The following is an 18443-nucleotide window of genomic DNA, read 5'->3' on the forward strand; positions in this document are numbered from 1 at the left end:
GAGTCGTCCGAGTAGGCCCACTACGAGGACGACCCTCCGCCTTGCGATCGCACGCACCAGACGCCGCGGGGCCCGCCCTGTGGGCGGACGGCGCTACTTCCAAAACACGGCCTAGGCCTCGCGGGCGAAGCGGGTGCGGAGGAAGGCGGCGGACCGGGACTGCGCCCTGGCGGCCGCGGGGGTGGTGGCTGTCATCGCGAAGAAGCCGTGGGGCATGCCGGGATAGCGGGTCAGTTCCACCGGGACGCCGGCGGCGGTCAGGCGGTGGGCGTAGGACTCGCCCTGGTCGCGGAGGGGGTCGTGTTCCGCCGTGATGACCAGGGCGGGGGGCAGGGCCGCCAGGTCGGGGGCGCGCAGCGGCGAGGCGAGGGGGTCGGCCGCGTCGGACGGGGTGGCGAGGTAGTGGCGGGCGTACCAGGCCACCGAGTGGTGGTTGAAGAGCCACGGGTCGTCGTTGGCGCGCATCGAGGCGTCGTCGGCCGACTGGTCGGTGTTGGGGTACACCAGGAGTTGGGCGAGCAGCGGGGGGCCGCCGGCGTCGCGGGCCAGCAGGGTCACCGCGGCGGCCAGGTTGCCGCCCGCGCTGTCGCCGCCGACGGCGAGCCTGGCCGGGTCGGCGCCGATCTCGGCCGCGTGCGCGGCGACCCAGCGCAGGGCGGCGTGGCAGTCGTGCACGGCGGCGGGGAAGGGGTGTTCGGGCGCCAGGCGGTACCCGACGCTCGCGACCAGGCACCCGGCCTCCGCGGCCAGCGCCCGGCACACCGCGTCCGCGGTGTCGATGCTGCCCAGCGTCCAGCCGCCGCCGAAGTAGTAGAGCAGCACCGGGAGTTGCGGGTCAGGTCCGGGTCGGTAGATCCGCAGCGGCAGCGGACCGCCGGGGCCGGGGATCTCCCGGTCGTGCACCTCGTACAGGGCGCGCGGGGTGCCCGCGTCCGCCTGGATCGCGGCCAGGTCGGCGGCCCGCGCCTCGGCGATCGACAGTGTGTACAGCGGCGGTTCGCCGGTACGGGCGCGCCGGTCGCGCATGTCCTGGATCTGCGGGTCGAGCGTCACGGTCGGCGACCTCCGGGCGGCGGGTGGCTTGACGGGTGCGGTGGCTGCTGGGGCTGCTGCGGCTGCTCCGGCTGCTGCGGTGAAGGGGCCTGCGGGGTCCAGTGGTTGAGGGCCACCCGGTAGTCCGCGGGGCCGGACAGGGCGACGGCCGCCCGGTAGCCGGGCGGGGCCGGCAGGTCGGTGATGCGGTAGCCGGCCGACCAGGCGTCCTCAGGGCGGGCGGGCGGCACCCGGTGCGGGAGGACCGGGATGCGCAGGCCCTGGGTCAGTCGGCCGCCGTGTGCCTTGGTCAGCGCCTCCTTGCGCGACCACAGCCGCGCGAACAGGTCGGCCCGGCCCGCGGGGTCGGCGGTCGCGCCCACCGACTCGGCCTCCGCGGGCGGGAAGTAGCGGCGGGCCACCGCGGCCGCGTCCAGGTGCGGCAGGACCTGCTGGACGTCCACGCCGACGCGGCGCACCGCGGTGACCGCGACCAGGGCGAGGTCGCCGGAGTGCGAGAGGTTGACCTGTACGGCGGGCCGCGGGCCGGCCATGTCCGGCTTGCCGTGCGGGCCGCGCACCCAGCGGATGGCGGCGGGCGCAGCGCCGGTGCGGGCGGCGACGATGTGGCGCAGGGCGCCGTGGGCGACGACGAAGCGCCGCCGGTCGTCGGCCGAGCGGTACGCCGCCGCCCGCTGCCGCTCACCGTCGTCCAGTACGCCGAGCAGGTCCGCGACGACCTGCTCGGACCGCACGTCGGGCACCAGCCACACCTGGACCTCGTCGGCGGTCACCGCTCCTCCTCCGCACGGTCGCCGACCAGCTGTGCCAGTCGCCGTACGCCCTCGCCGATGTCCTCGGGCGGCAGCGCGCTGCACGACAGCCGGATCTGCCGGCGGCCCCCGCCGCCCGGCCCCCGGCCGTCGAAGCCGTAGAAGAAGCTCATCGGGGTCCACAGCACCCCGTAGTCCCGCCCCGAGGTCTCCAGCAGCGCCTCGTCCGCGGTCAGCGGCACGTCGAGGACGGCGAAGAAGCCGCCCGCGGGGGTGTTCCAGTGCACCCGCGGATCGCCGCCGAAGGACGTCTCCAGGGCGCCGAGCAGCGTCCGCAGGTTGCGCCGGTAGAAGGCGGTCTTCTCCTTGCCGGCCGCCCGCACGCTGCACCCCGACTCCACCAGGAAGCCGCCGATGACCGCCTGCGCGACCGGGGAGGTGTTGACGGTCAACAGGCTCTTGACCGCGGACAGTTCCTCGGCCAGCAGGGTCCGCCGGCCGACCGCGTCCACCACCGTCTGGTCGGCGACCAGGAAGCCGACCCGGGCGCCGGGGAAGCAGGACTTCGCGAACGAGCCGAGGTAGACGACCCGTTCGCCGGTGTCCAGCGCCTTGAGCGTGGGCCGGGGTTCGTCGTCCAGGCCGAAGAGGCCGTACGGGTCGTCCTCCAGCAGCAGCAGGTCGCACTCGGCGGCCACTTCCAGCAGCCGGTGCCGCGCGGCCACCGGCATCGAAGCGCCGGACGGGTTCGCGAAGTTGGGCACCAGGTAGAGGGCGCGGGGCCGGCGCCCCGAGGCCCTGACCGCGGCCACCACCGCGGGCACCGTGTCCGGGTCGAGCCCCTCCGCCGACTCCGGCACGGGGACGACCTCGACGCCGAGCACCCGGGCGGCTCCGGTGAGCCCCACGTAGCAGGGCTCGACGGCGAGCACCACGTCGCCGGGCCGCGCGCACAGGCCGCGCAGCGCGACCACCATCGCCTCCTGGCAGCCGCTGGTGACCATGACCGCCTGCTCGGGCACCTCGATGCCCTCGTCCACCAGCAGCATGCGCGCGATGAGCGCGCCCAGGTGGCCGTTGGTCCGCCCGTACTGCAGGAGTTGGCGCTGCCGCTGCTCGTGGCTGAGGCCGAGCGCTTCGAGGTGCGCGAGGTAGCCGCGCAGGTAGCGGTCGAGGTCGTCGGTGGTGTGGAAACCGTCGTAGGGGCGGCCCGCGGCCAGCGAGATCGCGGCGGGGAAGCGGGCGGCGACCTCGTTGAGGAAGTTCATCGACGCCGACTCGGGGTCGGACACCGAGGCGTGCAGGTCGTCGCGTCGCAGCAGGACCGTCATCGTGCCTCCGCCCGCAGCCGTACGGCCGAGCCGTCGATCGACGCCAGGTCGGGGCGTCCCGCCAGGGCCATGGTGTGCGCCAACTCCTCGGTGGCCAGGTCGAGTACGCCGGCCACCCCGGCGGCGCCGCCCGCCGCGAGACCCCACAGGGCGGGGCGGCCCAGCAGGACCGCGCGGGCGCCCAGCGCCAGCGCGGCGAAGGCGTCGGTGCCGCCGCGCACCCCGCCGTCCAGCAGCACCGGGATCGCGCCGCCGACCGCGGCCACGACCTCGGCCAGGGCGTCCAACGTGGCGGGTGCGCGGTCGAGTTGGCGCCCGCCGTGGTTGGACACGACGACCGCGTCGGCGCCGTGGTCCACGGCCAGGGCCGCGTCCTGGGCGGTGAGGACGCCCTTGAGGACCAGCGGGAGGTCGCTGCGCGCCCGCAACCACGCCAGGTCCGACCAGGTCACCGACGGGTCGACGGCCTCCACGGCGTGCGCGGCCAGCGCGGAGCGGCCTGCGGCCGGCAGGTGGGCGGAGGCGGTCACGGCGGAGTCGAGGTTGGCGGCACGGATGCCAGGGCCGAGCGCGAAGCCGTTGCGGGCGTCGCGGTGCCTGCGGCCCAGCCGCGGTGCGTCCACGGTCAGGACGACCGCCCCGCACCCGGCGGCTGCCGCCCGGGCGACGAGGTCCGCGAGGATGTCGCGGCGCCGCAGCCAGTACAGCTGGAGCCACCAGGGCGACGTCGCCGCCGCGGCGACGTCCTCGATCGTGCGGCTCGCGTAGATGCTGACGACGAACAACGCGCCCGCCGCGCCGGCGCCTTGGGCCGTCGCGACCTCGCCGTCCGGGTGCGCCAACCGGTGGTAGGCGGTGGGCGCCACCCCCACCGGCGTACGCAGCCGCGCCCCCAGCACCTCCACGGCGGTGTCGCACCGCGACACGTCCACCAGCACCCGCGGCCGCAACGTCACCCGCCCGAACGCCCGCCGATTGTCCCCGACGGTCCGCTCACTCTCGGCCCCGCCTTCGAAGAAGTCCCACACCTCGCCCCCCAGCCGCCCCCGGGCCAGCGCCCGATACCCCTCCACGGTCCCGGGCACCCCCCGCACCGACCGACCCTCGACAGCCTGCCCGCCCCTCGGACCGAGGTCTCCGGCGAGCGCGCCGGGGGGCGCGGGCGGCGAGCCGGCAGCCGGGCCGGATGCCCCGGCCGAGCCGGGAGCAGGCGGCGGGCCGGACGTCGCGGCCAGAGCCGACGCGTGCCGCGAGCCCGCCGCTGAGCCGGGCACCGCAGCCAGCGGGGGCGTCGAGTCGGCCGCCGCGGCCCCGGCTGGCGCAGGCGGCGGACCGGACGTCGCGGCCAGGGCGGGCCTGGGCGGCGCGCCGGGGACTCCGGCGGCAGCGGGCCGCGTGCCGGGGGGCGCGGTCGGTGCCGGCGCCGAGCCGGCTGCCGCACCAGGCGTCGCGGCCGAGGCCGGCGCAGGCGGCGGGCCAGATGCGGCAGCCAGGATCGGTGCGGGCGGCGCACTCGTCGCCGAGTTGGGCGGGGTGGTCAGGATGGGCTCGGGGGGGCGGGGTGTTGCGGCGGGGGGCGGGGGCGGTGTGGGGGCGTTCATGGCTGGCTCCCGGACACGGCGGCTTCCAGTGCGGGGGTGAGGGCGGCCAGTGACAGGGCGCCGGAGGCTGCGTCGCGGTCCGCGACCAGCAGGTGCGGCGGGGCGGCGGCCGGCGCGTCCCGCATGGCCGCCACCTCGGCGGCCAGTTCCCACCACACGCCGGTGGTGGGTCGCCCCGGGTCTGCGGTACGCGCGCGGTGCGCGCCGGGGGCGGCGGCAGGGGTGAGGCCCGGGCCGAGGATCGCGGTCACCGGGCCAGGTGCAGCGGCGATCAGCGCGCCGACCGCGTCCGCTCCACCGAGCGCGGGCCGCACGGTATCCGCGCCCGCTTCCCCAGGCGCGGACAGCGCCATCGCCCCACCCGCTCCCCCGCCCGCGGGCGGCGACACCGCACCCACTCTCCCCGGCGCGGGTGGCGCCGTTGGCAGCGTCAGTGGGAAAGGGCTGTCAGGGCCGAGGACGAAGGCCACGGCGCTTGCCGTGTGCGGGAGGGTGCGGGGGAGGTGCGCGTCGTAGGGGACGGACGGCTGTTCTGCGATCAGCAGCAGCGCGCGGGACATGGCCGGGGCACTGGCGTAGGCGCGGATCAGGCGCAGGGCCGTGAACGGGGCGGTCGCGGCCTGGTCGGTGACCGCGAAGGCCATCGGGGCGCCGGGGCAGACGTGGCTGAGCCGGGTGGTCGTGGCGCGGCCGGGGGCGATGTCGGGGACGGCGTAGGCGAGGACGAGCAGGTCGACGGACTCGCCGGGAGGGAGGGCGAGGGCGATGAGCGCCTCGCCCATCTCCGCGTACGACTGGCCGCCGCGCGCCAACGCGGCCTCGTCCAGGGCGAGTCCGTAGGGGTGCAGCAGGTCGGTGAGGTAGACGCGCAGCCGTTCGGTGTGCACGGGGTCGGCGGCGAGGGCCGCGGGGCCTGGGAAGTCCAGCCGGGCGGCCCGGCGCACCCCCCACCCGGCGGGGGCCTCGTCGGCGGCGGCATGGGGCACGAAGGTCCGCATCATCACGCTTCCGTGAGCAGGTTTCCCGCCACGTACGCGGCGAGCGAGCCGACCGTGCCGAAGTCGTCGCGGCCCAGCTCCTCGACGCTGATCTCCAGTTCGAGGCGCTCCTCCAGTTCGAGGACGAGTTCGAGGCCGGTGGTGGAGCTGATCCCGAGCGCGTCCATGAGGGCGGTGTCGGCGGTGACGCCGGCGACCTCGCGCCCGAGGACCTGCGGGAGGAGGTCGCGGATGCTGTCGACCAGGCGGTCGCGCAGCGCCGGGTCGGCGGCCTCGGCTGTGGTGTCCTGCTCCGTCATCGGTGGTGCCTCCTGGCGGGGGAAGTGGGAGTGGTGGGGTCAGTGGACGAAGGCCATCGCCGAGAAGGCGGCGCCGCTGCCCGCGCCGGCGGCGGCCATCACGTACGGCTCGCCCTGCCGGAGCAGCCCGCGGGCTTGTGCGGTGCGGTAGTTGACGAAACTGTCGGCGCAGAAGAGGTGGCCGGTGGCGGCCACGTTGTCGAGCACGACCCGCTCGCGCGGGTAGCCCAGGGTGCGGCACACCTGGTGCCAGGCGACGCGGTTGACGTTGTGCGGCAGGACGACGCCGACGTCGTCCATCGCCAGGCCCGCGCGGGCCACCGCGGCGGTGATCGTCGCGGCGAGCGTGTCCGCGTACACCCGCTGGAATGCCAGGGCGGCTTCCTCGTCGCCCGAGTCGATGTCGCCGCGCAGGTCGGATGCGTAGGCGAGCAGCCGGTCACGCTCGCCCGTGGCGGCGACGAGGCAGGCGGCGGCGCCCTCGCCGAAGAAGGAGGTGCCGGGGACGAGCCGGGCCTCGGCGGTGAAGGTCTTCTCGCCGGTGAGCACCAGGGCGAGGCCGTCGTGGTCGCCCTCTGCGGCGAGCAGCCGGCCCGCCGCGTCCAGGGCCAGCAGGCCGGAGGCGCAGGCGTGGTGGCCGACCGCGAAGACGGCCGCGTGGCCGAGGCCGTAGGCGTCGCACACCTCGCGCACGGGGTCGTGCGGGTAGGGCACGACGGTGGGGAAGGTACGGGCGTGCAGCACGTACCGCACGCGGTGCTCCTGGCCGCGCAGGGCGTCGAGCCCGTCGAGCGCACCGCGCAGCAACTCGGCGAGCCCGCCGTGCGGGTCGCGGGCGATCTCGCCGAGCCGGTGGTAGCGCCGGAAGATCTTGACCTGCATCCCGCTCAGCCCCAGCTCCCCGCCCACCTCCTCGATCCCCACCCGCCCTTCCGGCACCCACACCCCGACCCCCACCACGGCGGTCATCCGTGGCCCCCGCCGGAGACCGCACCGGACGCGGTGCGCGCACCCAGCGCGGCAGCCGCCGCCTCGCGGCGAGCCCCCGCACGGCCGTCCGCCCCGCCTCCATCCGCCGAGCCGCCGTCCGCCCCGCCGCCATCCGCCGCACGGCCGTCGGCCCCGCCGAGGTCGGCCGAGGCGCCAGCCACCGCGCCGCCGGTCGGCCCACCGGGCTGGTCCCCCGCGGCGGAAGCCGCAACGTCCCGGCCGGACGCGCCCGAGCCCGCGGCAGCGGCAGCGGCAGCGGCAGCGGCAGCGGCAGCGGCAGCCTCGGGCTCAGCCCCCGCGGCGGCGGAAGCCGCAACGTCCCGGCCGCACCCCTCCGCACCCACGGCACCGTGAGCCGCATCCTCGGGCTCAACTCCCCCCGCGGCGGAAGCCGCGACGTCCCGGCCGGACGCCTCGGCCCCGGCGGCGGCCACCGCCGCCGCCTCCATCGCCGCGGCGAAATCCTCCGCCTCCGCGGGCGAGACGAAATGCGTGTCGATGCGGATCTCGAAGACCGTGCCGTCGGGGGCGTCGTCCGCGTTGACGAAGAAGCGCTCGGTCTGGGTGTCCTCCTTCAGGGTCCAGGTGAAGGAGGTCTGCGCCCGGAGCTCGTGCAGGTCCTGGGCGGTCGGGAGTGGGGCGGAGGGATCGGGGCGGCGGGCGGTGCGGTCGTTGAAGAAGCTGCCGATGCTGACGTCCTCGCCGCGCTCGCGCGAGACCCGTTCGACCAGCTCGACCAGCCGGTTCGGGTGGAAGTACGCGTGCTTGTAGGCGGACATGCTGCTGCGCCCGGCCTTCTCGACCGCCTGCTCCAGCGTGGCGCCCTCCAGGTCGAGCACGCAGACGCCGGCCTGCGCGACCATGCACACCACGTCGGAAAGCGCGGAGCGGAAGCGGTTGTTGACGATCGGCCGGAAGACGACGGGGCTGATGCCGGTGGCCTGGTGGAGGGCGTACGCGTACAGGCCGAGCAGCACGGTGGGGATCTCCGCGCCGGTGCGTGCGGCGACGCCCGGCAGGGCCGCGTCGAGCGCGGGTGAGCGGAAGAAGCCGGCCCAGTGGCGCGGGGTGCGCGGGTCGGTGGGGCCGGGCAGTTGCCGGGCGGGGACGGTGCGCAGCACAGACTCCCAGTGGCGCAGCGACCGTTCGTTCTGCCGCTGCCCGGCGGGCGAGTTCTGCCACCTGGCCTGCTCCAGCTGCTGCAGGCCGGTGACGGGCGCGGTCTCGCGCGCCTTGACCTCGCGGAGCATGAGCGCACCGCCGAGTGCGTCGGTGACCAGGTGGTGCATGACGGTGACCAGATGGGTGGGCGTGCCGCGGTGGCGTACCGCACCCATGCGGACCGGCCACCGGCCGGCGTAGTCGAACTCGGTGTCCCGGTAGTGCTGTTCGACCGCGGCGGCGACCTCCTCGGGGTCGGCGTCCGGCTCTGCGTCGTAGACGTCGAGGTCGATGCGGCCGGTGGCGAAGAGCTGTTGGGTCGTCCTGCCGTCGGGGTGCATGACCAGCCGGGTGCGCATCGAGGGGAAGCGGCCCATCAGGTAGCTCAGTTCTGCCGCCAGGTCGGCCACGGTCGTGCCGGGTTCGAGGGGTGCCCGGCCGCCGATGGGCAGGGCGCTGCGCTGCCGGCGCATCGCGTTCCAGATCTCCCACATGCCCCACGACAGCTCGTCGCTGCCCTCGCCCTCGCCTGCGAAGTCGACGGCGACCCGCTCCGTGGGCCGCGGCCCGGTCTCGGCTGCCATGTCACACCCCCGCCGTCTCGGCGCGGTGCCGCTGCCGCATCAGGAACTTGCGGACCTTGCCGGTGGGGCCGGTGATCAGGTCGGACTCGGCGATGACCACGACCTTGCGCAGGGTCGCCGCGGCGGCGTCTGTGAGGGCGGCGCGGACCGCGGGCGTACGGTCGGCGGTCGCGTCGGCGCCGGTGTGCAGGGCGAGCAGCACGTCGGTGACGACCCGGCCGCCGACGTCCACCGAGACGACCGTGCAGTCGTGGACGTCGGGGCAGGCGGCGAGGATGCGTTCCTCCGACATGGCCGTGTAGAGCCATTCGCCGCCGAGGTCGACGGCGTCGACCGCCCGGTCGACGTGGAAGTAGTAGCCCTCCTCGTCGCGGTACATCAGGTCTCCCGTGAGGTAGTAGCCGTCGAGCCGGTTGCGGTAGGTGGCCGCCGAGTCGTTCCAGTAGCCGGGGGCCAAGGTGGGGGCTTTCAGGCCCAGTTGGCCGACCTGGCCGACACCCACCTGCTCGCCGGTGGCGGTGTCGAGCAGCGCCACGTCGGCGAAGCCGTGCGGGACGCCGACGCAGCGCCCGTAACGCTCGGTCGTGGAGGTGTGGGTGATGTGGAAGGCGGAGTGGCCCATCTCGGTGGAGCCCAGGCCGTCGACGAAGCTGGAGCCGGGGGTGCGGCGCACACCGTCGCGGGTGACGGTCTCGCGGGAGCCGACGGCGACCAGGCGGCGGATGTGCGGTTCGTGCGCGCAGTCACCGGTGTTGAACCACAGCGACACCGAGTCCAGGTCGTACGCGGCCAGGTCGTGGCGGGCCAACTGCGTCCAGGTGGCGGCGAATCCGAGGACACCGCTGGGCTTCCAGCGCTCGATGGCGCGCAGCACCGCCGGGCCGTCGTTCTGCGTGGACAGCAGCAGCAGGTCGCTGCGCAGGCACAGCGCCATGTTGAGCGCGGAGATGCCGGCGGCGTGCGCGGCGGGCAGTGTGCTCAGTATCCGCTCGGCACCCCGGGCGCGCGGTGCCGACAGCCGGAAGAGCCGGGTGGCGGCGAAGAGGCTGGCGCTGGAGTGCACGACCGCGGCCGGCATCCGGGTGGTGCCCGAGGAGTGGGTGATGGCGATCGGGTCGTCGGCGTGGTGGCGGTAGGGCGGCGGCGCCTGCGCCGGGTCGCCGGTGCCGGTCTCGGCCGCGTCGGCGTGCAGCGCGACGCCGAGGGAGTGCCCGGCGAGCCGGTCGCGGTGCTCGGGGTCGGTGACAATGGCGACCGCGCGCAGCCTGCGGACGTACTCGGCGGCGATGTCCCCGGGCAGGTGCGGGTTCATCAGCGCGGGGATCGCGCCGAGCCAGGCCAGCGCCTGGAAGGTGAGCAGGCAGTCCGCGGCAGTGGACACATGGATGGCGACGGGGTCGCGCGGGCCGATGCCGTTGGCCCGCCACCAGGCGGCCCGGGCGGCGACGCGTTCGCGCAGCTGCGCCAACGTCAGCTGCTGCCAGGCCGGGTGGCCGTCGACGGGGGTGTCGAAGGCGGCGCCGGGACCGTCGGGGTCGGCGCCGTGCTCGAACAGCTTGGGCAGGACGTTGCCCGCGCCGACCCCCGGGTCGGCGGCGAGCCTCGCCCGGATGTTGGTGCCGGTCACAGCTCTCCTCCTCGGTTTCGCCACACGTCATCTCGGCCGGCCGCCTCACTCCGCGCCCGCGTCACCCCGCACCGACCGACTTCTCGACCGCCGCCCGCAGTTGGGACCTGGTCGGCTGGCAGGCCAGGTCGAGGTCGCGGGCGAAGGGCAGCACCGCACCGTCCGGGCGGGTCACCCGGCGCGGCGGTGCGACGAGCCGCATCTCCTCCGCGGCGGTCGCGACGATCTCCGCACCGATGCCGCAGGACCGGTTGGAGTCGTCCACCACGACCAGCCGGCCCGTACGGTCGAGCGACGCGGCAAGGCCCGCCCAGTCGAAGGGGTACAGCGAGCGCGGGTCGAAGACCTCGACCGACACCGAGCCGGCCAGCTCCTCGGCGACGGCGAGCGCGTCCTGCACGAGGTGCCCGACCGCGACCACGGTGACGTCGCTGCCCGCCCGGTGGATGCGGGACGAGCCGAGCGGTACGGGGGCGAGCCCGCCGAGGTCGACGTCCTCGCGCAGGCCCAGCGCGCCGGAGGGCGCGAAGACCACGACCGGGTCGTCGTCCCTGATCGCGGTCACCAGCAGCCCGTACGCGTCCGCCGCCGTCGCCGGCACCGCCGTCTTGACCCCGACGTGCGCGAACAGGCTGTAGGGGTGGTCGGAGTGCTGGCCCGCCCAGCTGTCCCGCGAACCGGAGCCGGGCAGCAGGTAGGTGACCGGTATGCGGGTCTGGCCGCCGGTCATCAGCGAGAACTTGTGCGCCTGGTTGGCGATCTGCTCGAAGACCAGGAAGAGCAGCGCCGGGATCTGGAACTCGATCAGCGGCCGCATACCGGCCATCGCGGCGCCGGTCGCGAAACTGGTGAACGCCTGCTCGGAGATGGGCGTGTCCAGCACCCGGTCGGGGCCGAAGCGGCGCAGCAGGCCCGCGGTGGCGTAGGTGACGGCCACCCCGATGTCCTCGCCGAGCACGCACACGGCGGGGTCGCGTTCCATCTCGTCGCCGATCGCGCGGTTGAGCGCCTTGAGGTAGGACAGCTTCGGCATCACGAACCTCCCTGCTGCCGCGTCACAGCGCCCCCGCCCTGGCCCGCAGGCCGCTGGCGTAGAGGTGGTCGAGGGCGGTGGCCGGGTCGGGGTGCGGGCTGTCCAGCGCGAAGCGCACCGCCTCGTCGAGCAGCGCGGCGACCTCGGCGTCGACGGCTTCCCTGGTGGCCGCGGGGATGCGGGCGCCCTGGATCTCCAGCGGGTCGCGGGCGGTGCCCGCGGCCACCTCCTCGGCGGTGCGGTAGCGGGGGCGTGCGGTGTGCTCCCAGGTGTGGTGGGCGTCGAAACGGTAGGTGACGCACTCCAGCAGCGTGGGTCCGCCGCCCCACCTGGCCCGCTCGACGGCCTGCGCGGTCGCGTCCAGCACCGCCTGCGGGTCCATGCCGTCGACGGTGGCCGCGGGGATGCCGAAGGCGGCGGCGCGGGCGAGGACCGTGCCGGCCATGGTGTCAGCGGGGCGCATGGAGGTGGCGAAGCCGTTGTTCTCGCAGACCAGCACCACCGGGACCCGCCACAGCGCGGCCAGGTTGAAGCTCTCCAGCACCACGCCCTGGCTGACCGCGCCGTCGCCGAAGTAGGCCAGCGCCACCCGGTCGGAGCCGGCCTGCCGCATCGCCCAGGCCGCGCCCGCCGCGATCGGCACCGCGGCGCCGACGATCGCGTCGGCGCCCAGCACTCCCGCGGCGAAGTCGGCGGCGTGCATGGAGCCGCCCCTGCCCTGGTTGAGCCCGGTGGTACGGCCCGCCAACTCGGCCATCATGCGGGCGGGTTCCGCGCCCTTGGCCAGGACGTGGCCGTGCCCGCGGTGGGTGCTGGTGATGACGTCGTCGGGACGCAGCGCGGCACACGTGCCGGCGGCGACCGCCTCCTGACCTGTACAGGGGTGGATGCCGCCGCGGATCACCCCGTCCCGCACCAGCTGGACGGCGCGCTGCTCGAAGCCCCTGATCAGGGCGACGGTCCGGTAGAGCCCCGCGGCGCCCGGGGCCTGCCCGGCGGTCACGGCCGGTCCGCGCGCCACAGCACCGGGCAGTAGGCGGGGTCGGCGTAGTCGGGCCGGCCGTCGGGCAGCCGGCGGACCAGCACGTCGTGGTTGTACGCGGCCTGGGTGCCGTCGCTGAGCGCGAAGGCGCGGTATTCGTTGCCGCCGTCCTGCAGGTGGAAGGAGACCGCGCGGCGCGGCCGGCCGCTGCGGTTGGGGCCGCTGCCGTGGTAGGTCAGGCAGTGGTGGAAGCTCATGTGGCCCTTGGGGATGACCAGCGGCACCTTGCGGATCTCGGCGTTGTTGTAGGCGGCGTTCTCGGCGAGCACCCGCTCCAGGTCGTCCTTGTCGCGGTCGGCGAAGTGCCGGGTCATCGAGTCCTCGCGGCCGGTCTCCTTCCACCGGTGGCTGCCGTCGACGACGGTGAGGGTGCCCATCTCCTCGTCGCAGTCGTGGAAGGGGATGAAGGCGGTCAGCATCCGCTCGGACGTGGACGTGGCCCAGTAGTGCTTGTCGAAGTGCCAGGGCACGATGTTGCTGGGCTCGCCCTCGACGGCGGGCTTGAGGATCAGCGTCGACTGGAAGACCCGGATCTCCGCGGCCCCCGCGAGCCGGGCGGCGACCGCGCCGATCAGCGGTTTGCGCAGGATGCGGGCGATCGGGTCGCTCTCGACGTGCACGTAGTCGTTGTGCCGCTGCACGGGTCCGTCCGAGGGCTGCCAGGCAGCGAGCCGCGGCGGGCGGACCGGCAGCGTACGGCTGCGCTCCCCGCGGTAGTAGCGCTCGCTCGCCGCGGCCAGTTCGTCCACCTCGGCGTCGGTCAGCAGCTTCTCGGTCAGGAACCAGCCGTGCTCGGCGTAGAAGGCGACGTCGTCGTCGTCCGGCAGCAGGGCGGCGTCCGCGTCGGTCAGGGAATAGGAGGTGGGGGATTCGGCGGACACGGTGGTCGTGTCGGTCATGACAGGCCTGCCTGCGTGGTCTCGCGTACGGCGGCCAGCTCGCGCTCCTTGGCCTCGTACAGGGCGGGGATGTTGCTGGTGCCGAAGGTGCGGGCGCCGTGCCGCTCGATCAGCTCCCAGAAGAAGGTCCGCCGCACATGCAGCGACTTGGCGAAGATCTGGTACATCTGCCCCCAGTGGTCGCGGTCCACGAGGATGCCGCGCGGGCGCAGCCGCTCCACTGGCAGGTCGACGGCCCCGAGCCGGTCGCCGAGCGGGCCGTAGTAGCTGTCGGGGGTCGGCGCGAAGCCGACACCGCGCTCGCCGAGCGCGTCCACGGCGGCGACGATGTCGTGGCTGCTCAGCGCCAGGTGCTGGACACCGGGGCCGGCGTGCCAGGCCAGGAAGTCGTCGATCTGGCCTGGCGACCGGCTCAGGTCCGGCTGGATCAGGGTGAGCGTGACACCGCCGCCGGGGCTCTGCACCACCTGCGAGAACATGCCCTGCCCGCCGACCTCGATGTACTCCTCGAAGATCACGTCGAAGCCGAAGGCCTCGCGGTAGAAGCGGGTGGTGGCCTCCAGGGTGCCGGACTCCAGGCAGACGGCCGCGTGGTCGATGGTCCGCAGCAGGTCCGGCTCCCCGGCCGGCGACGCGTCCGCGGGCGGCCCGTCGAGCATCTCGATGCCGCCGGGCAGGAAGTCCCCCTCGGTGCCGTGCCGTTCGACCAGCCGGTGCACCACGTCGCCGAAGCCGGAGACGGTGGCGGTCGTGACGGTCGCGTCCTTGCCCTCGTACGTCCGCGGCGCCTCGATCGCGGTCGCGCCGCCCGAAACGGCCTCGGCGAAGGCGGACTTGGCGTCGTCGGTGCCGAAGGCGACGACCGCGACGCCGTCGCCGTGCCGGGAGACGTACTCGACGGCCGGGTGGTCGGGCAGCAGGCCCGAGGTCAGCAGCACCCGGCAGTCGCCCTGGCCCAGCAGCAGGCTGCGCCGGCCCTGCAGGCCGGTCTCGGGACCGCCCTGCCCGCACAGGCGGAAGCCGAAGGCGGAGCACAGGACGAACGCCGCCTGGCGCGCGTCACCCACGTAGAACTCGACATGATCGATGCCGAGGTAGTCCATTTCCGCTCCTTCTGATCGGTGTCGTCACACCGCGCGGGACAGCCGGGTGCCCGGCAGGCCGTACACGAGGCTGACGTTGTGGCCGCCGAAGCCGAACGAGTTCGACATCACCTGGCCGATGTGGGGGGCCGGGCGCGGGCTCTTGCGGATGTGGTCCAGGTCGCAGGCCGGGTCCGGGTCGTCCAGGTTGTACGTCGGCGGCAGCAGCCCGCGGCGCAGCGCCAGCACCGCGACCGCCGACTCGACCACGCCGGAGGCGCCGAGCATGTGCCCGGTGACCGCCTTGGTGCCGCTCACCGGCGGGGTGTCCGGGCCGAAGACCCGGCGGATCGCCAGGGCCTCCGCCCGGTCGCCGATCTTGGTGCTGGTGCCGTGCGCGTTGACGTAGCCGATGTCGGCCGGTTCCAGGCCCGCGTCCGCCAGGGCCAGGCGCATGCAGGCCGCGGCGCCCTCGCCCTCGGGGTGCGGGGTGGTGGGGTGGTGGGCGTCGTTGGTGGCGCCCCAGCCCAGGACGCTCGCGTAGCCCGCCGCGCCGCGGGCGTCCGCGTGCTCGGCACGCTCCAGGACCAGGACGCCGGCGCCCTCGCCCAGCACCAGGCCGTTGCGGCGGCGGTCGAAGGGCCGGCTCGCGCCGGTCGGGTCGTCGGCCCAACCGCGGGCCAGGGCACGGGCGTTGCCGAAGGTGTCGGCCAGCGTCGGGAAGAGCGGCGCCTCGCTGCACCCGGCCACCACGACGTCCGCCTCGCCGGCCCGCAGCAGCCGCAGGCCCTCGCCGACGGACTGCGCGCCCGCCGCGCACGCGGTGGCGATCGAGGAGCTGTAGCCGCGGATGCCGTGCCGTATCGCGACACGGGCCGCGCCCATGTTCGGCAGCATGCCCGGCAGCAGATACGGGCTGACGCCCAGCCGGCCGCGCTGCGTCCTGGTGACGACCTGCGCCTCCAGGGTGGCCAGCCCGCCGGTCCCGGACAGGATCACCCCGATCCGGTACGGGTCCACGTCCCGCCCCACCTCGATGCCCGCGTCGGCCAGCGCGTCCGCCGCGGCCCGCAGGGCCATCACGATGTACCGGTCCACGACCCGCGCCTCGGGCCCCGACAGCACGGACTCCGGTTCGATCGCCGGCCCGAACGCGGCGACCTCCACGCTCCCGTCCAGCAGGCTCCCGGCCTCCGGCCGCCCGATCCCGGACCGCCCCTCACACATCGCCCCCCAGACCTCGCCGGCACTGCACCCCACCGGGGTGACCATCCCCATCCCGCTGACGACCACGTCCTTCACGCTCACTCCCCTCCCCCTGCTGCCACCAGCACGGCCTCCGCCCGGTCGGGCAGCTGCTCCACCCACACCACCAGCACCTCGTCCGCATCCCCGTCCTCGATCAGCCCCCCGGCGACCTCGACCCCGGCCCCCACATCCCCGACACACACCACGGCCCCCTCCAGCCCCCACCGCACGGCCACATGCCCGGCCACGGCATTCGGCACCGCCTGAAAGAACATCAACGGCCCCGGCCGCCCCCCGCGATCCACCACATCCGCGACATGCATCGCGCCGACGACATCGCCGAACGCACTGACCACGACGACCGCGGTCCGCGCCGCGGCGAGACGGGGTGCGAGACCCGGCAGGCTGCCGGCCGCCGACGCCGCCACACCGTCACTGACCGACCCCCGGCGCACGGGAACGACGGCCGCAGGCACGCTGCCGGCGGAGGCGGCAGGTGGCGTTGCGGGCGCGGGGGTCGCGCGAGCCGCGCGCTCGTTGACTTCCGCGCCCGCCGCAGGCGGTGTGGCTCGGGTCAAGCAGCGGGTCGCGGTGGCCGCTGCCAGGGGGCTGAAGGTGGAGATCACGAAGCCCGGGATGGGTGGGGGGTCGGTGTCGGCGGGGGATTCGGGCCAGGCGGCCGCGGCGACGACGCGTAGGCCTGCGGCTTCTGCGCGGGTGGTGAGGCGGTCGACTGCCGCCTGCGGGGTGCTGGTCATGGCAGGGCCACCAGGGATACGGGGTCGGCGACAGCGGACGAGAAACGGGCCGGGCGACGGGAGCCGCACACCGGTGCGGGGCACCCGGGCCGAGGGCAGGACGGGCCGCAGGTCGGCGTCATGGCGGGGCCACCAGGGGGACGGGGTCGGCGACGGCCGACGAGAAACGGGCCGGACGACGGGAGCCGCACACCGGTGCGGGCGCGGGGGGTCATGGGGTGGTCACCAGGAGGGCCGTGTTCGCGCCGCCGAAGGCGGTGGTCAGGCTCAGGGCGTGGGGGGACGACGAGGGGGTGGGGTGGGTCAGGATCAGCGGGAGGGGGCAGGCGGGGTCGGGGGCCAGGTAGCCGGCGTTGACCGGGAGGCGGCCGGCTCGTAAGGCCGCCATGGTGACCGCCAGTTCGAGGAGGGCACCGGCCTCCAGGGCCTGGCCGTGGACGGACTTCGTGGAGCTGACCCCGAGGGTCGCCGCGTCCTCGCCGAAGACCCGCCGGATCGCCGCGGATTCGGCCGCGTCACCCGCGGGGGAGCCGGAACCGTGCGCGTTGACGTAGCCGACCTGCCCGGGCGCGAGGTCCGCGCGGGCCAGTGCGTCGGCCATCGCGCGGGCCAGGCCCGCACCGTCAGGGCGCGGCCTGCACACATGGTGGGCGTCGCCGGCCCGCCCCCAACCCGCCAGCCGGGAGAGCACCTTGGCTCCCCGCCGGCTGGCCGCGGCGACCGACTCGACCACCACCGCCACCACGGCGTCGCCCAGCAGCAGCCCTTCCCGCCCGGCACTGAAGGGCCGTACCCGGCCGTCGCGCGCCAGCGCCCGCCCCGCGTCGAAGACGGCGAACTGGTCGGCCTCGACCAGATATCCCGCCGCGACCACGACCCGCTCCGCCCGCTCCCGCGCGACCAGCGCACCCGCGTCGGCGACCGCGGTGCTCGACGCGACGCAGGCCGAGGTGTAGGCGCGGGCGGCGCCGGACAGCCCGGCGCGGCGGGCGATGCCGCGGGCGAAGGTGTCGGCGCCGTGGGCGGCCCGCTCGTGCTTGGGTACCCGGGGCAGCTCGGGGTCGCCGTGCACCGCCAAGTACAGTGCGCTCTCGGCGCGTTGCGCCCCGTTCAGGCCCGCCTCGTCGCAGGCGTGCCCGATGATCCGCACCAACTCCTCGCCCAGCACCGGGTTTCCGGGGTGCGCGGCGGCGTGGACGGTGCGCCGCCCGGCGACGTCGAAGCGCCGCACGGGCGCGAAGCCGGGCCGCCCGGCGAGTGCCGCGTCCAGCACCGGCCCGACCCCGTCACCGAAGGCGCTGAGTACGCCCACCCCCGTGATGACGACGTCCTCAGGCCCGCGCCGCACCCCGCCCGTCGCGCCCATGCCCGTCGCTGCCATCCCGCTCACCTCCTCTCCTGTCCCGGTCGCCGAAGGCGGTCCTCACGCAGCCGGCCCGCCCGGCGAGTGCCGCCCCGAGCGCAGTTCGGCCAGCACGTCGAGGGCCGTGGAGACCGTCGTCATACGGGACATGGCCGCGTCGTCCACGCTGTCGCCGTAGCGCTCCTCGATCTGGTGGACGAGCCAGGCGAGTTCCATCGAGTCGATGCCCTCGGGCACCTCCTCCGGCGGGCGGTCGCCGAACGCGGCGAGGATCGCCACGATCTCCTCGCGCCCGGGGCCGGCCCCCGGCGCGTCCGCCTCGCTCACTGGCCCGCGGCCGGCGCCGCGGCGATCCGCGCGGCCAGCGCCGCCCCGAACTCGCCGACGGTCATGGTCCCGAGGAGTTCGGCCTCGTCCTCCTCGAACATCACGCCGAAGCGCTCCTCGACCCGGATGCCCAGCTCGGCGAGCGAGAGCGACTCCAGGTCGACGCCGGCCGGGCCGAGCGGGGTGTCGTCGTCCACCCCGGCGACGCTGTAGTTCATCTCGGTCAGCGAGCCGAGCACGAACGCTCGGATCTCGTCGGTGATCCCAGTCCCTGTGGACATCGCGCGGGTTCCCT

Annotated in this window: 18 protein-coding genes; all 18 read right to left on the bottom strand. The window is 75.3% G+C overall.

Going from position 1 to position 18443, the window contains the following annotated elements:
• Positions 1-111 precede the first annotated feature (111 nt).
• The 18 genes from lipP1 to JT723_RS03480 all read right to left on the bottom strand — a co-directional run bounded on the left by lipP1 (position 112) and on the right by JT723_RS03480 (position 18429).
• Entirely contained in the window at positions 112-1053 is a 942-nt protein-coding gene (lipP1, locus tag JT723_RS03395; RefSeq protein ID WP_205042868.1) for a LipP1 family hormone-sensitive lipase, read from the bottom strand.
• Complete coding sequence (locus JT723_RS03400) at positions 1050-1826, bottom strand: 4'-phosphopantetheinyl transferase family protein (RefSeq protein ID WP_205042869.1); 777 nt, start codon at positions 1824-1826, stop codon at positions 1050-1052. Before JT723_RS03400 ends, lipP1 begins: the two co-directional genes overlap by 4 nt.
• On the bottom strand, positions 1823-3136 hold the full coding sequence (locus JT723_RS03405; RefSeq protein ID WP_205042870.1) for an aminotransferase-like domain-containing protein: 1314 nt from the start codon (positions 3134-3136) through the stop codon (positions 1823-1825). The genes JT723_RS03400 and JT723_RS03405 overlap by 4 nt, the downstream gene beginning before the upstream one ends.
• Positions 3133-4209, bottom strand: a complete 1077-nt coding sequence (locus JT723_RS03410) for an alpha-hydroxy acid oxidase (RefSeq protein ID WP_251513015.1) — start codon at positions 4207-4209, stop codon at positions 3133-3135. Before JT723_RS03410 ends, JT723_RS03405 begins: the two co-directional genes overlap by 4 nt.
• A gap of 524 nt (positions 4210-4733) precedes the next feature.
• Positions 4734-5738 (bottom strand): hypothetical protein, encoded by a 1005-nt coding sequence (locus JT723_RS03415; RefSeq protein ID WP_205042872.1) that lies wholly within the window; start codon positions 5736-5738, stop codon positions 4734-4736.
• Positions 5738-6034: a phosphopantetheine-binding protein gene (locus tag JT723_RS03420; RefSeq protein WP_205042873.1), complete on the bottom strand. Its 297-nt coding sequence runs from the start codon at positions 6032-6034 to the stop codon at positions 5738-5740. The genes JT723_RS03415 and JT723_RS03420 overlap by 1 nt, the downstream gene beginning before the upstream one ends.
• A 39-nt stretch (positions 6035-6073) precedes the next feature.
• Positions 6074-7003 (bottom strand): 3-oxoacyl-[acyl-carrier-protein] synthase III C-terminal domain-containing protein, encoded by a 930-nt coding sequence (locus JT723_RS03425; RefSeq protein ID WP_205042874.1) that lies wholly within the window; start codon positions 7001-7003, stop codon positions 6074-6076.
• Positions 7000-8769 carry a condensation domain-containing protein gene (locus JT723_RS03430; RefSeq protein ID WP_205042875.1) on the bottom strand — a complete coding sequence of 590 codons (1770 nt, stop codon included), beginning with the start codon at positions 8767-8769 and terminating at the stop codon, positions 7000-7002. Before JT723_RS03430 ends, JT723_RS03425 begins: the two co-directional genes overlap by 4 nt.
• A gap of 1 nt (position 8770) precedes the next feature.
• On the bottom strand, positions 8771-10396 hold the full coding sequence (locus JT723_RS03435; protein ID WP_205042876.1) for a class I adenylate-forming enzyme family protein: 1626 nt from the start codon (positions 10394-10396) through the stop codon (positions 8771-8773).
• 61 nt (positions 10397-10457) lie between these two features.
• The gene (locus JT723_RS03440) at positions 10458-11429 is read right to left on the bottom strand and encodes an alpha-ketoacid dehydrogenase subunit beta (RefSeq protein WP_205042877.1); all 972 of its coding nucleotides are present in this window, start codon (positions 11427-11429) and stop codon (positions 10458-10460) included.
• Between the two features lie 22 nt (positions 11430-11451).
• Entirely contained in the window at positions 11452-12432 is a 981-nt protein-coding gene (locus JT723_RS03445; protein WP_251513017.1) for a thiamine pyrophosphate-dependent dehydrogenase E1 component subunit alpha, read from the bottom strand.
• Entirely contained in the window at positions 12429-13370 is a 942-nt protein-coding gene (locus JT723_RS03450) for a phytanoyl-CoA dioxygenase family protein (RefSeq protein WP_205042879.1), read from the bottom strand. The genes JT723_RS03445 and JT723_RS03450 overlap by 4 nt, the downstream gene beginning before the upstream one ends.
• Positions 13367-14473, bottom strand: a complete 1107-nt coding sequence (gene hppD / locus JT723_RS03455; RefSeq protein ID WP_205042880.1) for a 4-hydroxyphenylpyruvate dioxygenase — start codon at positions 14471-14473, stop codon at positions 13367-13369. Before hppD ends, JT723_RS03450 begins: the two co-directional genes overlap by 4 nt.
• A 24-nt stretch (positions 14474-14497) precedes the next feature.
• Entirely contained in the window at positions 14498-15754 is a 1257-nt protein-coding gene (locus JT723_RS03460) for a beta-ketoacyl-[acyl-carrier-protein] synthase family protein (RefSeq protein WP_251513019.1), read from the bottom strand.
• Between the two features lie 2 nt (positions 15755-15756).
• Positions 15757-16458 (bottom strand): hypothetical protein, encoded by a 702-nt coding sequence (locus tag JT723_RS03465; RefSeq protein WP_205042881.1) that lies wholly within the window; start codon positions 16456-16458, stop codon positions 15757-15759.
• 211 nt (positions 16459-16669) lie between these two features.
• Entirely contained in the window at positions 16670-17839 is a 1170-nt protein-coding gene (locus JT723_RS03470) for a beta-ketoacyl synthase N-terminal-like domain-containing protein (RefSeq protein ID WP_240165031.1), read from the bottom strand.
• Between the two features lie 42 nt (positions 17840-17881).
• Positions 17882-18148 (bottom strand): acyl carrier protein, encoded by a 267-nt coding sequence (locus JT723_RS03475; protein ID WP_205042882.1) that lies wholly within the window; start codon positions 18146-18148, stop codon positions 17882-17884.
• Positions 18145-18429: an acyl carrier protein gene (locus tag JT723_RS03480; protein ID WP_240165032.1), complete on the bottom strand. Its 285-nt coding sequence runs from the start codon at positions 18427-18429 to the stop codon at positions 18145-18147. The genes JT723_RS03475 and JT723_RS03480 overlap by 4 nt, the downstream gene beginning before the upstream one ends.
• Positions 18430-18443: the final 14 nt, after the last annotated feature.

The organism is Actinacidiphila bryophytorum, from assembly GCF_016916835.1.
In the GTDB taxonomy this organism is placed as follows: Bacteria; Actinomycetota; Actinomycetes; order Streptomycetales; family Streptomycetaceae; genus Actinacidiphila; species Actinacidiphila bryophytorum.

What these genes read in the sequence shown, in the direction of transcription:
- JT723_RS03430 (WP_205042875.1), bottom strand. Translation starts at nt 8,769, where the DNA reads ATGGCAGCCGAGACCGGGCCGCGGCCCACGGAGCGGGTCGCCGTCGAC.
- JT723_RS03420 (WP_205042873.1), bottom strand. Translation starts at nt 6,034, where the DNA reads ATGACGGAGCAGGACACCACAGCCGAGGCCGCCGACCCGGCGCTGCGC.
- JT723_RS03405 (WP_205042870.1), bottom strand. Translation starts at nt 3,136, where the DNA reads ATGACGGTCCTGCTGCGACGCGACGACCTGCACGCCTCGGTGTCCGAC.
- JT723_RS03470 (WP_240165031.1), bottom strand. Translation starts at nt 17,839, where the DNA reads ATGGCAGCGACGGGCATGGGCGCGACGGGCGGGGTGCGGCGCGGGCCT.
- JT723_RS03425 (WP_205042874.1), bottom strand. Translation starts at nt 7,003, where the DNA reads ATGACCGCCGTGGTGGGGGTCGGGGTGTGGGTGCCGGAAGGGCGGGTG.
- JT723_RS03415 (WP_205042872.1), bottom strand. Translation starts at nt 5,738, where the DNA reads ATGATGCGGACCTTCGTGCCCCATGCCGCCGCCGACGAGGCCCCCGCC.
- JT723_RS03440 (WP_205042877.1), bottom strand. Translation starts at nt 11,429, where the DNA reads ATGCCGAAGCTGTCCTACCTCAAGGCGCTCAACCGCGCGATCGGCGAC.
- JT723_RS03465 (WP_205042881.1), bottom strand. Translation starts at nt 16,458, where the DNA reads ATGACCAGCACCCCGCAGGCGGCAGTCGACCGCCTCACCACCCGCGCA.
- JT723_RS03480 (WP_240165032.1), bottom strand. Translation starts at nt 18,429, where the DNA reads ATGTCCACAGGGACTGGGATCACCGACGAGATCCGAGCGTTCGTGCTC.
- JT723_RS03450 (WP_205042879.1), bottom strand. Translation starts at nt 13,370, where the DNA reads ATGACCGACACGACCACCGTGTCCGCCGAATCCCCCACCTCCTATTCC.
- hppD (WP_205042880.1), bottom strand. Translation starts at nt 14,473, where the DNA reads ATGGACTACCTCGGCATCGATCATGTCGAGTTCTACGTGGGTGACGCG.